This window comes from Aeromicrobium sp. EU05-FHT14F07, from assembly GCF_058790455.1.
The window spans coordinates 1-19,755 of record NZ_JBYTCR010000028.1; the positions used below are offsets into that span (position 1 = coordinate 1).

The 19,755-nt window shown below is 70.5% G+C and carries 16 protein-coding genes; 6 read left to right on the forward strand and 10 right to left on the reverse strand.

From position 1 onward, the window contains the following. Nucleotides 1-217: 217 nt before the first annotated feature. The 6 genes from AC3WRM_RS17525 to AC3WRM_RS17550 all read right to left on the reverse strand — a co-directional run bounded on the left by AC3WRM_RS17525 (nucleotide 218) and on the right by AC3WRM_RS17550 (nucleotide 6,449). A complete protein-coding gene (locus AC3WRM_RS17525) occupies nucleotides 218-1,345 on the reverse strand; it encodes an LLM class flavin-dependent oxidoreductase (protein WP_492249997.1) in 1,128 nt (375 codons plus the stop codon). A 146-nt stretch (nucleotides 1,346-1,491) separates the two neighbouring features. Then, nucleotides 1,492-2,676: an SfnB family sulfur acquisition oxidoreductase gene (locus tag AC3WRM_RS17530; RefSeq protein ID WP_492249839.1), complete on the reverse strand. Its 1,185-nt coding sequence runs from the start codon at nucleotides 2,674-2,676 to the stop codon at nucleotides 1,492-1,494. Further along, nucleotides 2,673-3,140, reverse strand: a complete 468-nt coding sequence (locus AC3WRM_RS17535; RefSeq protein WP_492249840.1) for an OsmC family protein — start codon at nucleotides 3,138-3,140, stop codon at nucleotides 2,673-2,675. The genes AC3WRM_RS17530 and AC3WRM_RS17535 overlap by 4 nt, the downstream gene beginning before the upstream one ends. A gap of 199 nt (nucleotides 3,141-3,339) precedes the next feature. Then, nucleotides 3,340-4,593 (reverse strand): acyl-CoA dehydrogenase family protein, encoded by a 1,254-nt coding sequence (locus AC3WRM_RS17540; protein ID WP_492249841.1) that lies wholly within the window; start codon nucleotides 4,591-4,593, stop codon nucleotides 3,340-3,342. Nucleotides 4,594-4,701: 108 nt separating this feature from the next. After that, the gene (gene sfnG, locus AC3WRM_RS17545; protein WP_492249842.1) at nucleotides 4,702-5,850 is read right to left on the reverse strand and encodes a dimethylsulfone monooxygenase SfnG; all 1,149 of its coding nucleotides are present in this window, start codon (nucleotides 5,848-5,850) and stop codon (nucleotides 4,702-4,704) included. 110 nt (nucleotides 5,851-5,960) lie between these two features. Beyond that, complete coding sequence (locus AC3WRM_RS17550) at nucleotides 5,961-6,449, reverse strand: flavin reductase family protein (protein WP_492249843.1); 489 nt, start codon at nucleotides 6,447-6,449, stop codon at nucleotides 5,961-5,963. 296 nt (nucleotides 6,450-6,745) lie between these two features. On the opposite strand from AC3WRM_RS17550, the gene AC3WRM_RS17555 reads away from it, so the two are divergent. From AC3WRM_RS17555 to AC3WRM_RS17565, 3 genes are all read left to right on the forward strand, one after another. Continuing rightward, a complete protein-coding gene (locus tag AC3WRM_RS17555) occupies nucleotides 6,746-7,471 on the forward strand; it encodes a GntR family transcriptional regulator (protein ID WP_492249844.1) in 726 nt (241 codons plus the stop codon). A 112-nt stretch (nucleotides 7,472-7,583) separates the two neighbouring features. After that, nucleotides 7,584-9,128: an NCS1 family nucleobase:cation symporter-1 gene (locus AC3WRM_RS17560; RefSeq protein WP_492249845.1), complete on the forward strand. Its 1,545-nt coding sequence runs from the start codon at nucleotides 7,584-7,586 to the stop codon at nucleotides 9,126-9,128. Nucleotides 9,129-9,130: 2 nt separating this feature from the next. After that, a complete protein-coding gene (locus tag AC3WRM_RS17565) occupies nucleotides 9,131-9,874 on the forward strand; it encodes an aspartate/glutamate racemase family protein (RefSeq protein WP_492249846.1) in 744 nt (247 codons plus the stop codon). On the opposite strand, the gene AC3WRM_RS17570 is transcribed toward AC3WRM_RS17565, so the two are convergent. Beyond that, nucleotides 9,855-10,742 (reverse strand): phenylalanine 4-monooxygenase, encoded by an 888-nt coding sequence (locus tag AC3WRM_RS17570; protein WP_492249847.1) that lies wholly within the window; start codon nucleotides 10,740-10,742, stop codon nucleotides 9,855-9,857. The two genes, AC3WRM_RS17565 and AC3WRM_RS17570, sit on opposite strands and share 20 nt — an antisense overlap. Nucleotides 10,743-11,090: 348 nt before the next feature. On the opposite strand from AC3WRM_RS17570, the gene AC3WRM_RS17575 reads away from it, so the two are divergent. The 3 genes from AC3WRM_RS17575 to AC3WRM_RS17585 all read left to right on the forward strand — a co-directional run bounded on the left by AC3WRM_RS17575 (nucleotide 11,091) and on the right by AC3WRM_RS17585 (nucleotide 16,611). Continuing rightward, a complete protein-coding gene (locus tag AC3WRM_RS17575; RefSeq protein WP_492249848.1) occupies nucleotides 11,091-15,935 on the forward strand; it encodes an RHS repeat-associated core domain-containing protein in 4,845 nt (1,614 codons plus the stop codon). Between the two features lie 8 nt (nucleotides 15,936-15,943). Further along, complete coding sequence (locus tag AC3WRM_RS17580; RefSeq protein WP_492249849.1) at nucleotides 15,944-16,150, forward strand: hypothetical protein; 207 nt, start codon at nucleotides 15,944-15,946, stop codon at nucleotides 16,148-16,150. Between the two features lie 86 nt (nucleotides 16,151-16,236). Further along, nucleotides 16,237-16,611 carry an RHS repeat-associated core domain-containing protein gene (locus AC3WRM_RS17585; RefSeq protein WP_492249850.1) on the forward strand — a complete coding sequence of 125 codons (375 nt, stop codon included), beginning with the start codon at nucleotides 16,237-16,239 and terminating at the stop codon, nucleotides 16,609-16,611. Nucleotides 16,612-16,703: 92 nt separating this feature from the next. Here the strand turns inward: AC3WRM_RS17585 and AC3WRM_RS17590 are convergent, their stop codons facing one another. The 3 genes from AC3WRM_RS17590 to AC3WRM_RS17600 are packed head-to-tail and all read right to left on the reverse strand — an operon-like array spanning nucleotide 16,704 to nucleotide 19,739. Further along, complete coding sequence (locus tag AC3WRM_RS17590) at nucleotides 16,704-17,237, reverse strand: DinB family protein (RefSeq protein WP_492249851.1); 534 nt, start codon at nucleotides 17,235-17,237, stop codon at nucleotides 16,704-16,706. Continuing rightward, complete coding sequence (locus tag AC3WRM_RS17595) at nucleotides 17,234-18,532, reverse strand: D-arabinono-1,4-lactone oxidase (protein ID WP_492249852.1); 1,299 nt, start codon at nucleotides 18,530-18,532, stop codon at nucleotides 17,234-17,236. Before AC3WRM_RS17595 ends, AC3WRM_RS17590 begins: the two co-directional genes overlap by 4 nt. A 13-nt stretch (nucleotides 18,533-18,545) precedes the next feature. Continuing rightward, on the reverse strand, nucleotides 18,546-19,739 hold the full coding sequence (locus tag AC3WRM_RS17600; protein WP_492249853.1) for an alanine racemase: 1,194 nt from the start codon (nucleotides 19,737-19,739) through the stop codon (nucleotides 18,546-18,548). Nucleotides 19,740-19,755 lie beyond the last annotated feature (16 nt).

Below are 19,755 nucleotides of genomic sequence, written 5' to 3' on the forward strand. Positions count from 1 at the left end.
ACGCCACATCGCCCGCGAACTCCACGGAGCCCTCAAAGCCGACCTACGAGCACTTGACGCGATATAGGAACGTCCACTCCAAGCGGTCGCTGGGAGCCAGCCCGCGCTGGGCCGTTGCCGGGTGGTCTCGATACGTCCGACCGGGCTCCTTCGTCGCCGATCGGCCTACTCGACCAGCGGAACGTGCCGCTACCCGACCAGCGAAGTGGCGCCCTGGTCAGTCGACGAGGCCGCGGGCGGCGAGGATGGGGCGGACGCCCTCGGCGAACCAGTACGCCTCCTCGACGTGCGGGTAGCCCGAGAGGACGAACTCCTCGATGCCGAGGTCGGCGTACTCACCGATCAGGTCCGCGACCTCGCCGTGGCTGCCGACCAGCGCGGTGCCCGCGCCGCTGCGCACGAGACCCACGCCGGCCCACAGGCCGGGGTGCACCTCGAGGCTGCGCGCGTCCGTCGGGGCGACGCCGCCGTGCAGCTCGCGCATCCGACGCTGGCCCTCGGACTCGCTGCCGGCCAGCGCCTGCTGCGCCTTTGCGACGTCGGCCGGGTCGAGCTCGGCGAGCATCCGGTCCGCGACCGCCCACGCCTCCTCGCTCGTGTCGCGGCTGATGGTGTGCAGGCGGATGCCGAACCGCACCTCCCGGCCCTCGTCGTCGGCGAGCTTGCGGATCCAGGCGATCTTCTCCGCCACGGCGTCCGGCGCCTCGCCCCACGTCAGGTACGTGTCCACCTGGCGCGCGGTGACCGGCCCGGCCGCGGCCGACGAGCCGCCGAGGTAGATGGGCGGGACGGTGCCGGGCTTGCGGGTGCGCGCGTCCTGCACGTCGTAGTAGTCGCCCGAGAAGGTCGACCCGGACTCGGTGAAGGCGGCTCGGAAGACCTCGAGGAACTCCTCGGCGCGGTGGTAGCGGTCGTCCTTCGTCACCTGGTCGCCGAAGCGCAGCTGCTCCGACGGGTCTCCTCCGACGACGACGTTCAGCAGCAGCCGGTCGCCGGAGATGCGCTGGAACGTCGACGACATCTGGGCCAGCAGCGTCGGACTGATGAGACCCGGCCGCAGCGCCACCATGAACTTCAGCCGCTGGGTGTGGGCGAGCAGGGCCGACGTCACGACCCAGGCGTCCTCGCAGGGCGTGCCGGTGGGCGTCAGGACGCCCTCGAAGCCGAGCCGCTCTGCCGTGCGCGCGACGTCGACCAGGTAGTCGAGGTCGGGCTCGCGGTAGCGGCCGGCGGTGTTCTCGGGCCCTCCGCCACGCGCGACGTCGGCGGGGAGCGAGTGGCCTCCGCCGACCAGGGAGCGGCTGTCGCCGGTGGTGGGCAGGAACCAGTGGAAGGTCAGGCTCATGCCTCGAGAATGACCTGGCCCCCTCCGCCCGGCAGGCGGTCCCACATGCCGGACACCGCCAGCCTCCCCTTCCCCGCTGACCGTGACGTTGTGGCCCCGCATCCCCGCGATGCGGGGCCACAACGTCACGGTCAGCGGGAAGGGGGTCAGACCTGGGCGCTGCGGGGAGGTGGGGTGCCCGCGACGGCCCAGCGGCCGAGGTGCTGCAGCTTCCAGCGCACCGGGTCGTGCAGCGTGTGGGTGCGGGCGTTGCGCCAGTGCCGGTCGTGCGCGCCGGTCGACGTGCCGCGGGCGGCGGAGCGGGTGCCGCCCAGCTCGAAGGCCGCCGAGGTGACGTCGAGCGCCGCGCGGTCGGCCAGCACCTTCGCGGCCGCGGTGGCCAGCGACGCCTCGGTGGCGGCGTCGTCCGACGGCTCGCGCCACGTGGCGTCGACGGCGCGGGCCGCGACTTCGAGTGCGGCCTCGGCGGCGCGCACCGACACCTCGAGCTCGCCGTAGCGCTGCACCAGCAGCGGGTCCTCCTCCGCCCGCTCGACCCCGGCCTCGAACCAGGGTCGTGACGACGTGCGAGTGAAGGTGGCGGCGTCGGTGAGGGCGCCGCGCGCGATGCCGGCGTCGATCGCGGCGTGCAGCAGCTGCGCGAACGCGCCGTAGCCGTAGGGCCCGCTGATCGCGGTCGCCCGGGGAGCGACGTGGTCGAGCGGCACGCGGACGGCGTCGAGACGCACCGTGCCGCTCGCCGTCGTGCGCTGGCCGAGCGCGTCCCAGTCGTCGATCACCCCGACACCCGGGGTTTCCGCGGGCAGGAACGCGATCCGGTCCTCGCCGTCGCGGTCGCGCGCCAGGACGGCGAGCCAGTCGGCCAGCACGCTGCCCGTGGCGTAGAACTTCTCGCCGTCGACGACGGCCCACCCGTGGTCGTCGAAGCGGACCCGCGTGCTGATGTCGGTGACCGTCGCGCCGCCCCGCTCGGACTGCGCGTTGGCCACGCGGGCTCCGTCCAGGACGGCCGCGAACAGCCGCTCGCGCAGACCGGTCGACCCGGCCAGCTCGGCCAGCCGCAGGTACACGAAGTGGCTCTGCGGAACCTGTGCGACGTTGGGGTCCACCGTCGCGAGCAGACGTACCAGCTCGACCGCCTCGGCCGCCCCGCCGCCCGGCCCGCCGTGCGACGTCGGCACCGTGACCGCGAGGACGCCGAGCGACGACAGCAGGTCGAGCTCGGCCCGCGGCAGGATGCGCTCGCGGTCACGCTCGGCCGCGCCCGCGGCGATGGCGGGCAGGTGCTCGACGACCGACCCGACGAGCTCGGACGGCAGGGTGGCGCTCACGCGGCGAGCGGCTTCCGGCTCCAGCTGGAGCGGAAGTCCAGGCCGCTGCGCTGGAAGAGCTGCGTGACCGGGCAGCGACGCTCCAGCTCGCTCACGAAGCGGTCGAACGTGGCCTCGTCGGCGTCGGTCTCCACCGTCGCCGCGACGCTGACCGCGCTGAAGTTCGCATTGCCCTCGGCGCCCCCGACGAACACCGACGGGTCGAGGTCGCCCTGCGCGTGGAAGGTGAAGGCACCGAGCGCGATGTCGAGGTCCTTCGCGACCAGCGTGGCGGTGATCTGGTTGCACGACGTCAGGGCGCCCAGCGTGTAGGCGAGCGGGCTCGGGGCGGCGTCGGCGCCGCCGAACGCCGGGTAGGTGTCGGCGTGGAAGACGTGTCCGTCCTCGCCGCCGACGGTCACCTGCTGCGCCACTCCGGTGCCGGTGCTGTCGACGACGAACGGGACGAGGGTGGTGGTGCTCATGTGGGGTCCTCTCGGTGGGTGGGCCTCCACGATGCGTCGCGGAGGGCCGTCGTGGGCGAGGTGTCGGTGGTCGGGCAGGTCTGCGGGGTGCCGCGGGTCGTGGTAGCCCGCGAGGGAGACGTGAGGAGGGCGGGCAGCCGGTGCGTGACCGGCCACCCGCCCTCGGCTCATCGGCCGCCGACGCGCTGCGTCGGGCGGGTCACGTGTACCAGCTGGGCTCGGGGATCGTGCCGAGCAGCGCGTACTCGCCGACCTCGCGACGCTTGTAGGCGACGGGGTCGTGGAGGGTGTGGGTGCGGGCGTTGCGCCAGTACAGGTCGAGCCCGACCTTGTTGCTCGAGGCCCGCGCGCCCGTCAGCTCGTAGATCTTCGTGCCGACCTCGAGCGCGATGTCGGTGGCGAGCTGCTTGACGGCCGCCACCCGCACCGCGACCTTGCCGCGCGCCTCGGGCGTCACGTCCTCGCGGGGGGCGTGGAGCAGGGCCGAGATCTCGCGACCGACGTCGTCGGCGAGTGCCTCGGCCGCCCACAGCTGCGACTGCAGCCGCCCGTACCCCTCGAGGATGTACCACTCCTCGGACGCGCTGGCCTTGTCGTCGCCGCCGTAGGGCCAGGGGCGCGTGGTGGAGCGGGTGTACGCGGTGCCGGCCTTGAGGCCGCCGCGGGCGATCCCGAGGTAGAAGTTGCTGAAGACGAGCTGGATCGTCGGCAGGTTGAGGGTGCCGTAGACGAGCTCGACCTGCTCCTTGTCGACGTACCCGGCCGCGGCCGACCACGGCACACGCACGTCGGTGATGGTCACGCCGCCGGACTCGGTGAGCCGCTGGCCGAGGTTGTCCCAGTCGTCGTGGAAGACGATGCCGGGCTGCTGGCTCGGGACGATCGCGAAGATGTGCTTCTCGCTGCCCTCCAGCACTCCCTCGAGCACGGTCAGGTCGCTGACCTTGGAGCCGGTGGAGAACGACTTGCGGCCGGTGAAGACGATCTCGTCGCCCTCGTCGCGGATGGTGAGGTCGTTGTCGCGCGGGTTGACCGCCCCGCCGAAGAACAGGTTGCCCGTCGTGTACAGCTCCTCGACGGCGGCGATCTGCTCGGGCGTGCCGACCAGTCGCACGGCCCAGGCCCAGAGGTAGTGGTAGGCCAGGAGCTGGCCGATGGAGCCGTCGCCGGACGCGACCTCGCGCACGACCTGGTAGGCCAGGTCCCACGTCTGGCCGGCGCCGCCGTGCTCGACGGGGCCGAGCAGAGTGACGAGGCCGGCGTCCTTGAGCAGCTGGACCTCGGCGGTGGGCACGGCCTGGGCGCGGTCGCGCTCGACGGCGTCGGCGGCCAGGATGCCGGCGACGTCGGAGGCGCGCTCCAGCCAGCCGGCGGGGGTGGACGGTCGGGGCTCGGTGGCCCACGGGGACGACTGCACGGCGTCCCGGACGGTCAGGTGGTCGGTGATGGACATAGGGTTGCTCCGTTCCTTGCGCTAGCGGGGAATGCCGCCCGCCGGGGTCTCGCCACCCCGGCGGGCACCCGACCGACGCCCCGGGTGGGCGCTGCCGGGGGTCTGGTGTCAGGCGGTTCTGAGGGCTTCCTCGCCGAGCTGTCCCGCCTCGACCGCCTGCGTCTCGAGCTCGCGGACGATCGGCAGCACCTTCTCGCCGAAGTACGCGATGTCCTCGAGGTAGTGCAGGAAGCCGAGCAGGAAGAGGTCGACGCCGCGCTTCTTGAACTCGACGATCCGGGTGGCCACCTGCTCCGGCGTGCCGACGAGTCCGGTCCGGAACCCGTCGTTGTACTGGACGAGGTCGCGGAACGACGAGTCCGCCCACATGCCCTTGCCGTCGCCGGTGCTGCTGCCGGCCTGCTGGACGGCCTGACGGAAGCCCTCGACGGCCTCGGGGTTGGCCTTGGCGATGATCTCCTCGAGCACGTCGCGCGCCTCGGACTCGGTGTCGCGGGCGACGACGAAGCCGTTCAGCCCGAACTTCACCTGGCCCTCGCGGCCCGCGAGCGCGGCGTTCTGGTTGACCTCGAGGTACTGCTCGGTGAAGCCGTCGAAGTCCTTGCCGTTGGAGAAGTACCAGTCGGCCACGGTGCCGCCGTTGCGACGGGCCGCGGTGGAGTTGCCTCCCTGGAAGATCTCGGGGTGCGGGCGGCCCGGCACGTCGACCGGTCCGGGCTTCAGGGTGAAGTCGTGGATGCGGTAGAAGTCGCCGCGGTGCTCGAACCCGACCCCCTTCTCCTGCGCCGTCCAGAGCCCGCGCAGCACGCGGATGAACTCCTCGCTGCGGCGGTAGCGCTCGTCGTGCTCGAGCCACGGCTCGCCGAGGCCCGTGAACTCGTCCTTGAACCAGCCGGAGACGACGTTGACGGCGGCGCGGCCGCCGGAGATGTGGTCGGCGGTGATGATCCACTTCGCGAGCACGGCCGGGTGCCAGAGTCCGGGGTGGACGGCGGCGATGACCTTGAGCTTCTGGGTCTGGGTGAGCAGGCCGAGGCTGAAGCTCGTCGACTCGTGCTGCTGGTCGGCGCCGTAGGAGGCGGTGTAGCGGACCTGGCTGAGCGCGTACTCGAAGCCGACCTGTTCGGCCAGCTGCGCGACCTTCACGTTGAAGTCGTAGCTCCAGTCGGTGCGCTGCTCGATGGTGCTGGTGACGAGTCCGCCGGAGACGTTGGGGACCCAGTAGGCGAACTTCAGGGGATCGGTGCTGACGGGCATGGCGATCTAGCCCCTTCCTGGTGGTGTGAGGAGGTGGTGGTGGGCGGTGCGAGAGGAGGTGTCAGGTGGTCGTCAGGTGCGACATCGGCGGGTGGCTTGGGTCGTGGTCATCAGAACGCCTGGTGGGTGCCGAAGCTGCGCTGCCAGTAGACGAGCGGACGCTGGGTCCCCGTCTCGGCGCGCACGACCGTGCCGAGCACGAGGACGTGGTCGCCGGCCGGCACGGTGCTGGTGACGTCGGCGAGGATCCACGCGTGCACGTCGTCGAGGCGAGGTGCGCCGTCGTCGCTCCAGCCGAGGTCGGCGAAGCGGTCGTGGAGCTTGGTGGAGAACCGCAGCGCCACCTGGTCCTGGTGGGCGGCGAGCACGTTGATGCCGAACCGGCCGCCGCGCTGCAGACGGGCGAGCAGGCTCGACGTGCGGGCCAGGGAGATGGCGACCATCGGCGGGTCCATCGAGAGGGACATGACACCGCTCAGGGTCGTGCCGTGCGGTCGGCCGCCGTCGGACGTGGTCACCACCGTCAGTCCGGTGGCGAAGTTCGCCATGGCGCCGCGCAGCGCGGCCTCGAGGGTGGTGTCGTCGACGGACACGGCCATCTGGTCCTCCCGATCGGTGGTGGTGATGTGTCCACGGTGGACCCCGGAAGGGCGTCTGCGGGGGCTGCTCACGACGTGGGACGACCAGTGCGTGCAGGTCGGGCCGTGCTACGACGATCCCCCCTCCCGCTGAGTGTGACGTTTGCGGGCCGATCAGGCTCCGGTCGGCCCGCAAACGTCACACTCAGCGGGAAGGGGGCGGTGGGGGTGGGCGGGGGAGGGGGAGGACGTAACGTCCGCGACATCGGCGCCCACTAGCGTCGGCCGTCACGGCGCACCGACGGAGGAGGTCACAGGTGGCACGCCCGTTCACCGGTGGGCCTCGACGTCGCTCGGCGTTCACCGCACGGCTCGAGAACACCTCGGTCGAGGGGTCGCAGCCGCGCGTCCTCGACGACATGAGGACCGCGATCCTGGCCGGGGTCGAGCCGCCGGGCACCCTGATCCCCATCGACGCGGTCGCGGCGTTCTTCGGTGTCAGCCAGATCCCGGTGCGCGAGGCGCTCAAGATCCTGCTCGGGGAGGGACTCGTCGAGCACGTGCCGCACGTCGGCTACAGCGTCGCCAAGCTGAGCTACCGCGAGTTCCGCGAGCTGTACGAGGTGCGGCTCGCGCTGGAGAAGGCCGCGCTGGTCGCCGCCGTCGACCGCGCCGGTCCCGGCGACGTCGAGGCGGCGAGGGCGGCGCTGCTGGAGACGAGCACGGCGCTCGACGCCGGCGACGACCGCGGCTACCACGAGGCGACGCGCCGGTTCCACCTCAGCCTGATCGCGCCCTCGGGCATGCAGCGGCTGCTGCGGATGTACGAGTCGGCGTGGAACCTGACGGAGCCGGTGCGGCCCATGACGCACGTCGGGCCCGCGCAGCGCTCGGCGTTCGCGCACGACCACGACGCGATGCTCGAGGCGTTCGAGGCACGTGACGCCACCGCGCTGGTGGCGCTCTCGGTGGAGCACTACAACCACCTCCTCGACGGCATCGAGGTGCTCAGCGGCGACCACGACGTCTTCCGCGAGGCCTGACCGTCGCGTCCTATAGGACTCCCGTGACGCAAGGTTCACCCGCGGAGTCGAGGGGTCGAAACACCGCGTTCCTAGCGTCGGGTGCAGCCCGAGCCCGACGAGGAGACACCCCATGCCACAGCCCCACGGCGCCCTGCCGAACGACATCGTGGAAGCCGCCGGCTACCCGCCCGGAGCCGGCCGACCACGCCGCGCGTACGACCCTCGCCTCACCAACGAGGACCTCGCGCCGCTGGAGAACCAGACCTGGAGCTCCTACAACATCTTCGCCTTCTGGATGTCCGACGTGCACAGCGTCGGCGGCTACGTGACGGCCGGCAGCCTGTTCATGCTCGGCCTCACGACGTGGCAGGTCTTCATCGCCCTCATCGTCGGCATCTGCATCGTGCAGGTGCTCGCGAACCTGGTCGCGAAGCCCAGCCAGGTCGCCGGCGTGCCGTACCCGGTGATCAGCCGCGCGTCGTTCGGCGTGCTCGGTGCGAACATCCCCGCGATCATCCGCGGGCTCATCGCCGTCGCCTGGTACGGGGTGCAGACGTTCCTCGCCGCGGGGTCGCTGTCGATCGTGCTGCTGAAGGTGTGGCCCGGCCTCGCGCGCATCGCGACGGACGACACGTCGTTCCTCGGCCTGAGCTACCTCGGCTACGTCTCCTTCGCGATCCTGTGGGTGGCCCAGGCCGCCGTGTTCTGGCGGGGCATGGAGTCCATCCGCAGGTTCATCGACTTCTGCGGTCCCGCCGTCTACGTCGTCATGGTCGTCCTGTGCGGCTACATGCTGTGGCGCGCCGGTTTCGACATCGACCTCAACCTCGCCGACCACGCCGTGTCCGGCTGGGCCGCCGTCGGCGCGATGTGCTCGGCGATCGCGCTCGTCGTCTCCTACTTCTCGGGACCGACGCTGAACTTCGGCGACTTCTCGCGCTACGGCAGCAGCTACGAGGCGGTCAAGCGCGGCAACGTCCTCGGCCTGCCCGTGAACTTCACGTTCTTCGCGCTGCTCGTGGTGCTGACGGCGGCCGCGACGGTGCCCGTGTTCGGCGAGCTGATCACCGACCCGGTGCACACGGTGGAGCGGATCGACACGTGGACCGCGGTGCTGCTCGGCGGCCTGACGTTCGTGGTCGCGACGGTCGGCATCAACATCGTGGCGAACTTCATCTCCCCGGCGTTCGACTTCTCCAACGTGGCGCCGCAGCGGATCAGCTGGCGCATGGGCGGCATGATCGCCGCCGGTGGGTCGGTGCTGCTCACGCCCTGGAACTGGTACGACAACGCCGACGCGATCTTCTGGACGCTGGGTCTGCTCGGTGCCCTCATCGGCCCGCTCTACGGGATCCTCATCGCCGACTACTACGTGGTGCGCCAGCAGCAGATCGTCGTCGACGACCTGTTCACGATGGAGGAGGACGGCGAGTACCACTTCGTCCGCGGCTACAACCCGGCCGCGGTGCAGACGGTGGTGGTGACCGGCGTCGTCGCGGTCCTCAGCGTCGTGGTCCCGAAGCTGTCGGGCGTGCTGCCGGCCCTGCCCGACTACTCGTTCTTCGTCGGCGCGATCCTCTCCGCGGCGCTCTACGTGGTGCTCGCCCGTCGCCAGGGGGTCGGGCCGAGCGCGAGCGCGGCGGAGTCGGTGCCGACGGGCGCGGGGGCTGCCTGACCATGCTGATCCGTGTCATCAACCCGAACACGACGGAGTCGATGACCACGGCGATCGGGGCCTGCGCCAGTGCCGTCGCAGGCCCCGACGTGGTCGTGGAGGCCGTCAGCCCGGTGTTCGGGCCGGAGTCGATCGAGTCGCACGTGGACGAGGCGCTGGCCGTGCCCGGTGTGCTGGCCCGCGTGGCCGAGGGCGAGGCGGCCGGCGTCGACGGCTACGTCGTCGCCTGCTTCGGCGACCCGGGCGTGCAGCCGGCGCGCGAGCTGGCGCGAGGGCCCGTGGTCGGGATCGCCGAGGCCGGGATGCGCGCCGCGACCTACCTGGGGCGTCGGTTCAGCGTCGTGACGACGCTGCAGCGCACGGTGCCGGGCATCGAGGCGCTGACCAGGTCGTACGGTCTGGCCGACCACTGCGGCGGGGTGCACGCGACCGAGATCGGTGTGGTCGACCTCGAGCGCGACCCGCACGCCCGCGACCGGACGCTCGAGCTGTCCCGGGTCGCGCTGACGGCTGACGACTCCGACGTGCTGGTCCTCGGCTGTGCCGGGATGACGGACTTCGCCGCGTGGCTCGGCGACGAGCTGGGCGTCCCGGTGGTCGACGGGGTCGCCGCCGCCACGACGACCGTGGCCGGACTCGTGGCGATGGGGCTCGGCACGAGCAAGGCGGGCGAGTTCGCGGCGCCCCGCGCGAAGCGGGTGAGCGGCTCGTGGGCCGACGTCGACCTCAGGCTGCCTGCGCCCTGAGCGCCGCGACGGTGTCGTCAGTGCAGGTGTCCCAGAAGCCGCCGACGGCGTCCTCGACGTGCGCGAAGGAGTCGGCGGCGAAGAGCCGGTCCTGGTAGTGGGTGATGTCGTAGTCGGTGGTGCCCATGGTGACGACGTCGAGCGGCTCGATGGTCATGGAGCGGAACTCCTCGATCTCGCCGGGGCTCGACAGGATTCCCGCGCCGTACGCCTTGAGGCCGTCGCGCTCGTGCACGACGCCGAACTCGAGCGTGAACCAGAAGACGCGGCTGACGAACTCGAGCGCCTCGGTGGTCTCGACCCGGCGCGCTGCGCGGCCGGCGGCCTCGTAGAGGCGGGTGAAGCGCGGGTCGGCGAGCGTGTTGCCGTGGCCCACGACCTCGTGGAGCACGTCGGGCTCGGGCGTGTACAGGGGGACGGAGTGGTGGCGCACGTACTGGGTGGCCCAGAAGCCGTGGTCGGCGAGCGCGCCGTAGAACTCGCGCAGCGGCACGAGGCCTGCGGCGGGCCGGTAGCGGAACCCGGTGAGCGGCTCGAGCCGGTCGGACAGCTCCTCCAGCTGCGGCACGCGGTCGAGGGGGAGGTCGAGTGCGGCCTTGCCGTCGAGGAACTCGCGGCAGGCGTACGTCTCGTGCTTGGTCTGCAGATCCTCGCTGACGACGCGCCAGACGTCGTGCTCCTCGTCGGTGTACGGAGCCTCGGGCGCGGGCTCGCCCGGCTCCCACCGGTGCGCGAGCGTGGCGAGCAGGTCGCGACGGGCCCGGTACTCCGGGTCGTGCAGGCCGGGATGATCGGCGCCCAGCTCGACGGTGACGGCTCCGTCGGCCGTCGGCGTGACGGGGGCGTAGGACTGGCCTTCCTCGAACACGGGTCCTCCTGTCCGCGGCCGACCGGGTGGGGTCGTCCGCCGTGGGTGGGGTCGCGCCGGGGTGAGGCGCGACGTCGACCGGGACGTGGTGTGTCGCCGGTCACATCCATCCAACCACGTCCCCCCGCGGACGGCACCGGCTGGGCAGGCGGCCCACTTCGTCACCGCCGAGTCATCGGAACTCGACAAGAAGTTCACTCAGGAAAATCTCAACAAAACCTGCGCAGGACCTGTTCGCTGTGGTCTGATGGGTCCCGTTCTCACCGAGGGCTCGGCCTCGCGGAGATGCAACACCGGCGACCGGCAGCTCCAGGTTGTCGGCGACGGCCACCCGACATGGGGTCCAGGATGCGTCGACGTTCCATCCGTGCAGGTGTCATGGCCTCGGCCGCCGCCGTGATCACCGGGGTGCTCACCGGACTTCCGATCACCGTCGCCGACGCCGAGACGGCGGGCGAGGACTACGTGCGGGCGGAGTCCGAGCCCAACAAGAACACCTCGACGGGGTCGTCGTCCGACGTGGCGGCAGCGCTGGCGAAGGCGGAGGCGACGGACGAGCCCGCGGAGGTCGTCTCGCAGCGCGAGGTCGACAGCCAGGTCTTCGCCAACCCGGACGGGACGATGACCCGCGAGACCGCGCAGGGTCCGATCTTTGCCGACGAGGGTGGGACGCTGACCCCGATCGACCCGAACCTCGAGCCGTCGGGCTCGCGGCTCGAGCCGAAGGTGGTCAGCCAGGACACGTCGTTCTCCGCGACCGGCGACGGAGTCACGGCGCAGGTGGAGAGCGAGGCGAAGCAGAAGATCTCGCTGACGTCACTGGCCGGCCTCGGCACGCCTGAGGTCGACGGTGGCGTCGCCACCTATCCGGTGACCGGGAACGACGACGAGTCGGTGCGCGTCTCCACGACGGCGTCGGGGTTCGCGACCCACGTCCTCCTGGCGAGCAAGCCGGAGACCGCGCCCGTCTACCGGTTCCGTGTCGACGCGCCTGGTCTGGACGTCTCGATCGACGAGCGTCAGCTGACCTTCAGGTCCGGCGACGACGTCGTCGCGCAGTCGAAGCCGCTGAACATGTGGGATGCCGACGTCGACGCGGCAGGGGCTCCGGAGTTCCCCGTGCCGGTCTCCGCGACGCTGGCCGACCGGGATGGCATGAAGGTCCTGGAGCTCCGACCGTCGATGGAGTGGCTCGGCGCCCCTGAGCGTCGCTACCCGGTGACGGTGGATCCGGACATCGGTCTCCAGGACACGTACGACGTGCAGAGCGACACCTACGTGTTCAGCGACCAGACGAGCGGCGACGAGCGCGGTTCCGACGTCAACCTCCGTGTCGGTTCTCCCGGCAGCAACCGCAAGTTCCGATCGATCGTGTACCTGCGGTACCAGCAGTTCGTCGGTTTCACGGTGACCGACGCGACCCTCGCGCTGCGGCAGTACCAGAACGGCGCCACCAACTGCCAGGCCAAGACGACGAACGGCTGGCCGATGAGTGGCGGCGACGTCTACGGGCCCAACTGGGACACGCAGCCGAGCTACTCGACTGACAGCCGCTTCCGCACGTCGCACACGTTCAACTTCGGCAGCGACTGCGGTGCCGGTACGGCGAACCTCGACGTCACGCCGTCGTTCAACGCGTGGGCCGGCGGGCAGCAGACCGGTGACGTGGAGCCGTTCTCGCGGAGCCGCCAGGCGGTCGTCCTGGTGGCGCCGAACGAGACCGACACGACCCAGGAGAAGCGGTTCTGCTCGATCGACTGGGACTCCTCGTCCTTCCACTGCGGCGGCCCGAGCGTCATGCCCAGGATCTCGGTGACCTACGAGCCCGAGCTCGGTTCGCAGTCGTGGTACTCCATGACCGACCACACGCTCGACGACCGTTCGTCGCTGTCGATCAACAACCGCAGCGGCAACGCCGTGGTCAGCGCGCAGGACGCGACGGTCAAGGGCGTCGGCCAGGACCTGACCATCTCGCGCACCTACAACTCGATGACCCGAGTCACCGACACCGCGCTCGGCCGCGGGTGGAACCTCGGTCTCGGCCCGGACGTCTGGATCGAGCGGACCCAGTCCGACTCGACCCTGCGGTACGACTACCACGGCCCCTCCGGCACGGTGCTCGGCTCCTTCCTGCGCAAGAGCACCAGCGTGGGCGACGCGGACTACCGGCAGTTCCTGTCGCCGATCGGCGGTGTCGGAGCCGACCTGGAGCAGGCCAGCGACGGCAGCCTCGAGCTGAAGTTCCGGAAGTCCCCGCTGAGGTACGAGTTCGCGAAGATGGTGGACGGCAAGGCGTACCTGACGATGATCCGCGACCGTTCCGGCAACAAGATCGAGTTCATGTACGCGTCCGGAGGCAGCGGGCGACCGCAGCTGACGCAGATCAAGGACACCCGGGGGCGCACCTACACGGTGACCTACGCCAGCGGTCGGCTCACGAAGATCACGCAGGACGACACCTCAGACGGGTCGACCCAGCGGGAGTGGAACTACGGCTACGACGGCTCGGGCCAGCTCACCTCGTTCACCGACGCCACGGGCGCGCAGACGTCCTACGGGTACTCCGGTGGCTACCTGACGTCCATCACGGGGCCAGGAACTGCCTCGGAGCGCAGCGAGACGAGCATCGCCTACCGCACGAACCCCAAGCGCGGCGCCGTCGTGGGCGAGACGACCTCGGTCTCCTACCGTCAGGGGAATGAGGCTGCGGCTGACCGCCCGACCTTCAGCTGGGACTACACGGACACGCGGCCGGACGGGTGCCCGACGGAGTCTCGGACCTACACCAAGGTCACGGACCCCAACCAGAACGTGACCACGTACTGCTTCGCGCCGCGCGGCCTCTCCGGAGCGAAGAAGAAGGTGTGGGTGAAGGACGCCGAGGGCAACACGCGGTCGATGGACTACACCGCCGACAACGGTCCGTCCGCCGTCACCGACGGGATGGGCGCGACCACGACGTCGACCTACTCCGCGACCGACGGTCAGTTCAGTGACCGGCTCACGAAGACCACGCAGCCGAAGAACGACGGCAGCGGCAACGATCTCTCCACGGGCCTGGGTTATGCGGGCAGCAGCGGGGAGAACGCCTACCTTCCGACGACGGCGCGGGGGTCGAGCAACGACTGCAACCGCTACAGCTACGACGCCAAGGGGCGCACCACTGCCTCGTACAACGGGATCACCCTCAATGCGCAGGGATCATGCGACGCGCAGTCGACCCGTCAGGCGGAGTTCCACCGCGACTACGACGACGCGACCGGCAACGTGACGGCCAGCTGGGACGGCAACGCACCCGCCACTCCCACGGACGACGACAAGACGCTCTACAGCTATTGGCAGAGTGGTGAGACCGGATACGTGACCGGCACGACGAACCTGCTCAAGGAGGTTCGCAAGCCCGGTGGTAGCTGCGGGTCCTCCCGGAAGTGGTGCACGTCCTACACCTACGACGGGTGGGGCCGTGTCGCGACCATGACCGACGGTCGTGGCAAGGTCACGCGCTACGAGTACGACAAGAACGACCGTCAGCTCGGTGTCTTCTACGACGGCACGGCACCGAGCGCGTGCACCGGGTCCTCTGCCACGTGCCTGCGGTACACCTACGACGCGGCGGGCAACGTGCGGACCAGGTCGAACGGCCTGGAGCAGACCACGATGACCTACGACCGGATGAACCGGCTCGTCGAGCAGAGGATGCCTACCGGCACGGTCGGCGTCGTGGACAAGGTGTCGAGGGGCTACGACGGGGTCGGCAACATGACCTCCTACAACCAGGAGATCGGTGGTGGGGGTGCGCAGATGGTCACCTACACCTACGACAAGGCCAACGCTCCGAAGACGGTGACGGAGAACAACGAGACCGTCGCCATCACGACGGACAAGAACGGCCGCACCGACAACGTCATCTTCCCCAGCCCCACGGGCGGTGTGGGGGTGAAGCTCGACTACGACTTCTCCAAGAACGGGCAGCCTGCGGCGCTGAAGATGAACTACGCGGCCGGCAACGAGACGGGGCGCATCAACTACAGCTATCGGATCCAGGGGTCGACCAACGACTCGTCGCAGCTGCAGAAGCGCGACGTCGTGACCTCGTCCTTCGCCGACCAGCGCGGGGCGGTTACGTACACGTACAAGCACCAGCGGCTGGAGAACGCTGACGACACCAACGGGCCCAGCTACGCCTACACCTACGACAGGATCGGGAACCTGCGGCAGGAGGTTGCGGGGGCCACGACGACGAACTTCGGGTACAATCGTGCCGGGATGCTCTGCTGGAAGGGCTCGGCCACCGGACCCACGTCTGGTCCGGACGAGACTGGCCAGGCGTGCTCGCCGACTCCGTCGGGCAACACGGAGTTCAGGAACGATGCTGCTGGCAACAGTCAGGGAAGCACCAGCGATCCCTTCGTGGTGAACGAGCGCAACCAGGTGGCCACGATCGATGGAAGGAACCAGACGTACCTGGACCAGGGCAACGACCTGCGTCGTGACAATGGTGCGGTGCGCAACATCGAGTCGAGCCTGGGTGTGACCGCGCAGCGCTCCGGGTCGACCACGACGTTCTTCCTGCGCGACCCGAACGGCACGATCCTGTCCTCGCGCACCGGCAGCACGCGGGTGAACTACGTGAGTGAGGCGTCCGGGCACGTGGTGTGGCTGGTGGCTCCGGACGGGACGCAGGTGGGCGGCTACAAGTACGCCCCATATGGCAAGACCGCCGCCTACGGTTCAGCTGCGCAGACCAACCGGTTCCGCTGGCTGGGCGCGCAGCAGAACGTCACCAGTTCTGGCACGGACGGGCACTACAAGCTCGGCGCCCGGTACTACGACCTGCAGGGCCACTTCACCCAGCCCGACCCGGTCTCGGGTGGGATGAGCGACCCGCGGACCCTGACGGGCTACAACTACGCGGCCAGCGATCCGGTGAATCAGGCCGATCCTTCCGGGTACTGTTGGAAGGGATTCAGCTGGTACTGCGAAGGCGCGGCGGCGCTCGATGCCGCGGGATACTGGACTCCGTTCAACTTCGTTGAGTCACACATCTCTTTTCAGTGCGGCTTTTCCTACACGAGCGCGGTTGTTGGACTAGGTCAGCTCGGTGTGACGGTCTGGTCGGGCGGAGCTGCTGCAATAGCGTGGGGAACAATTCAAACGGTGGGTGGCACTTACGGCGCGTACCAGTCCTGTTAGGGGTCGTGATGTATCGATTTCAGGCTTGCGTCACAGCAGTGTTTGCTGCGGGATTCGTCATTCTGGCGGTGGCGGCCGATACTGAAAGTTCGCGACGGACGGCGATGATCTGCGCCTTTCTTTCCGGGATTTCATTCGTCGGCTTCGTCGTGCTGTGGTTGCGGGAGAGGTCTGGGACGGGCGGCACAGAGAAGACCGGCGATCGCGAGATGTAGTAGGTCGCGCAGAGCGCCGCCGGAGGGCGCTCGCGAATTGTGCCGAGGAGGTCGGCGCCCTGCGCAACATCGAGTCGAGTCTGGGTGTGACGGCGCAGCGCTCTGGGTCGGCCACGACGTTCTTCCTGCGCGACCCGAACGGCACGATCCTGTCCTCGCGCACCGGCAGCACGAGGGTGAACTACGTGAGCGAGGCCTCCGGGCACGTGGTGTGGCTGGTGGCTCCGGACGGGACCCCAGTGGGTGGCTACAAGTACGCCCCGTACGGCAAGACCGCCGCCTACGGGTCTGCTGCGCAGACCAACCGGTTCCGCTGGTTGGGCGCGCAGCAGAACATCACCAGCTCCGGCACGGACGGGCACTATAAGCTCGGCGCGCGGTACTACGACCTGCAAGGCCACTTCACTCAGCCAGACCCGCTCTCGGGTGGGATGAGCGACCCGCGGACCCTGACGGGGTAGAACTACGCTGGTGGAGATCCAATCAATCAGAGCGACCCTTCCGGGTACTGCTTCGGCGAAGGATTGGTAAACGACGCGTCCAGAGGGATCCGTTACTCCCCGACGCTCCCGTCGAGCGCCTCGCGCAGGAGGTCGGCGTGGCCGTTGTGGCGGCAGTACTCCTCGACCATGTGGACGACGATCCAGCGCAGCGAGACGGGCTCGCCGGTGCGGCGGTCGGGGCGGGCGGCGAGGGTGTCGAGGCCGTCCGGCGCGGCGTCGAGGAGGGCGTCGGAGCGGGCGACTGCCGACTCCCACAGGGCGCGGAGGTCGGCGGGCTCGTCGTCGACGGCCGAGTGCCAGTCCCAGTCGGCGTCGTCGTCCCAGGGCGCGTCGTCCCACGGGGCGGTGGGCTCCGCGCCGGTGAGGACCACGCCGAACCACCAGTCCTCGACGTAGGCCAGGTGCTTGGTCATGCCGCCGAGCGTCATGGTCGACGGGGCGAGCGGCGTGTGCAGCTGGGCGTGGTCGAGGCCGCTCGTCTTCAGCGCGAACGTGCGCCGGTGGAAGTCGAGGAACCCGCGCAGCGTGGCGGCCTCGTCGCCGGCGAGGGGCGGGTCGGTGCGGCCGTGCTCGTCCGTCGTCATGAGCCGAGCACGCGGTCGAGGTAGGGGTTGCTGAACACGCGCTGCGGGTCGAGCTCGTCGCGCACCGCCACGAAGTCGTCGAATCGGCTGTACCGCTCACGGAGGTCGCCGGCGTCGAGCGTGTGCATCTTGCCCCAGTGCGGCCGACCCTCGTGGGCCGTGAACACCTCCTGCGCGGCCCGGAAGTACGCGGTCGGGTCGAGCCGGTGGTACTGGTGCACGGCCAGGTAGCAGTTGTCGCGCTCGTGACCCGTCGACATCCACACGTCGTCGGCGGCGGCGAAGCGCACCTCGATCGGGAACGCGACGGTCTCGTGCCCCGCATCGAACCAGCGCTGCAGCCCGGCGATGACGTCGAGCAGCGCACCCCGCGGCACGGCGAACTCGGACTCGGAGAACCGCACCCGACGGGGCGACACGAACACCTCGTGGGAGTGGTCGACGTAGTCCCGTGCCGACAGCGCCGACCCGCTCACCTGGTTGACGCGCGGCACCGCAGACCGGAAGCGCGCGCCCACCCGGTTGACGACCTCGAACAGCCCGTTGCTCAGCAGCTCGTCGTCGAGGAGGTGCCGCAGCCGGCCGACCGGCGCGCGCTCCGTCCCCTCGGGCACGCGGTTGTTGCGCTTGACCAGTGCCTTCTCCGTGTGTGGGAACCAGTAGAACTCGAAGTGGTCGTTCTCCTCGACGAGCTCGGGCACCCGCTCGAGCACCTCCGGCAGCCGCATCGGCTCCTCGCGGGCGTGCAGCAGGAAGGCGGGCACGCACTGCAGCGTCAGCTCGGTGACGACACCGAGTGCACCGAGGCTGACGCGCGCGGCACCGAACCACGGATGCGTCTCGTCGACCTCTACGACGTCGCCGTCGGCGGTCACCAGCTGCACGCCGACCACCGCCGCGGCGATGCCCTGCAGTCGGGCGCCCGTGCCGTGGGTACCGGTGGACACCGCACCCGCGACGGACTGCGGGTCGACGTCGCCCAGGTTCGGCAGTGCCAGACCGAGGGACTGCAGCAGGGGATTCAGCCGGTGCAGCGACGTCCCGGCCTGCACCCGCACCCGCCTCGTCGCGGCGTCGTGCCACACCAGAGCGTCCATGCGGTCGAGGCGCAGGAGCACGCCCTCGGTGGCCGCGATCGGCGTGAAGGAGTGGCCGGCGCCGTACGCCTTGACCGCAAGCCCCTCGGCCCGTGCCGTGCGCACCGCGTCGACGACCTCGGCCGTCGACGCCGGGTGCAGCACCCGCCGGGGGTGCGAGCGCACGTTGCCCGCCCAGTTGCGCCAGAGCACGCTCATCGCGTCGTCCCCGTCATCCGAAGTTCTTCCCCTCGCCCCGGTAGGTCGGCACGGTCTCGGCGCGGCCGGAGTCGTCGACGAGCGTGACGGTGTCGAACCGCTCGCACATCTCGCCGGCCTTCGCGTGCCGGAACACGACGCGCTCGCCGATGCGCAGGTGCCGGGCCGCCTTGCCGCGCACGGGCGTCTGCACCTCGCCCACGCCCTCAGTACCGACCAGCGACAGCCCCTGCGGCCAGACCGGCGTGGGCATGCGGTTGGCCTGCGCGGGCCCCGACGCGGTGTACCCGCCGGCGAAGCAGGTGGCCACGTCCTTGGCCGGGCGGCGCACGACGTCGAGGACGATGTACGCGGCGGGTCGCGCCTCGAACGCGTCGTAGTGGTCGAAGAGCGTGGGCGTGAACAGGCCCGAGCCAGCGGTCAGCTCGGTGACGGTCGGGTCGGCCCCGGTCACCTCGAGGCTGCCGGTGCCGCCGGCGTTCACGAGCTGCAGGTCCGCGTGCTGCGACACCGCCTCGACCACGGCGCGACGTCGGTGCGCGAGCTCCGTCGTCGACAGCCTCTTGACGACGCGCACGGCGGCCGAGGTGTCGGGCAGGCCGGCCACCTGCGCGTCGTAGAACATGACCCCGACGAGCCGGAAGCCCGGCCGCGCGGCGAGCCGTCGGGCGACGCCCGCTGCTTGGCGCGCGGTGTGCACGGGGGAGCGGCGCACGCCCAGGTGCACGGGATGGATGCCGAGCGCGCCGGGGCGCAGCGACGCGTCGACGTCGAGGCAGATCCGCAGGGTCGGGTGCGACCCGCCGACGACGCGCTGGATCGCGTCGAGCCCCTCCTCGGAGTCGACCATGAGCGTGATGGCCGCCCGACGTCGCTCGCCGGCCTCGCCAGGCTCGGTGAGGGCGAGCAGCCCGGCACGGTCGACGGTGGGGTACGCGAGGAGCACGTCGTCGGTGACCCCCTCGTCGACGAGCCAGCAGCTCTCCGCGAGCGAGTAGGTCATGACGCCCGCGAACCCGGGTCGGGCGAGCGTGCGCTCCAGCACCGACCGCACGCGCACCGACTTGCTCGCCACCCGCACGGGCACCCCGCCCGCCCGACGGACGAGGTCGTCGGCGTTCGCCCAGAGCGCCGGTTCGTCGAGCACCGCGAGCGGCGCGGACCGGTCGGCGGTGGCCGACAGCAGACGCGGGAACGATGCGCTCACGCGCCCCAGCATGGCA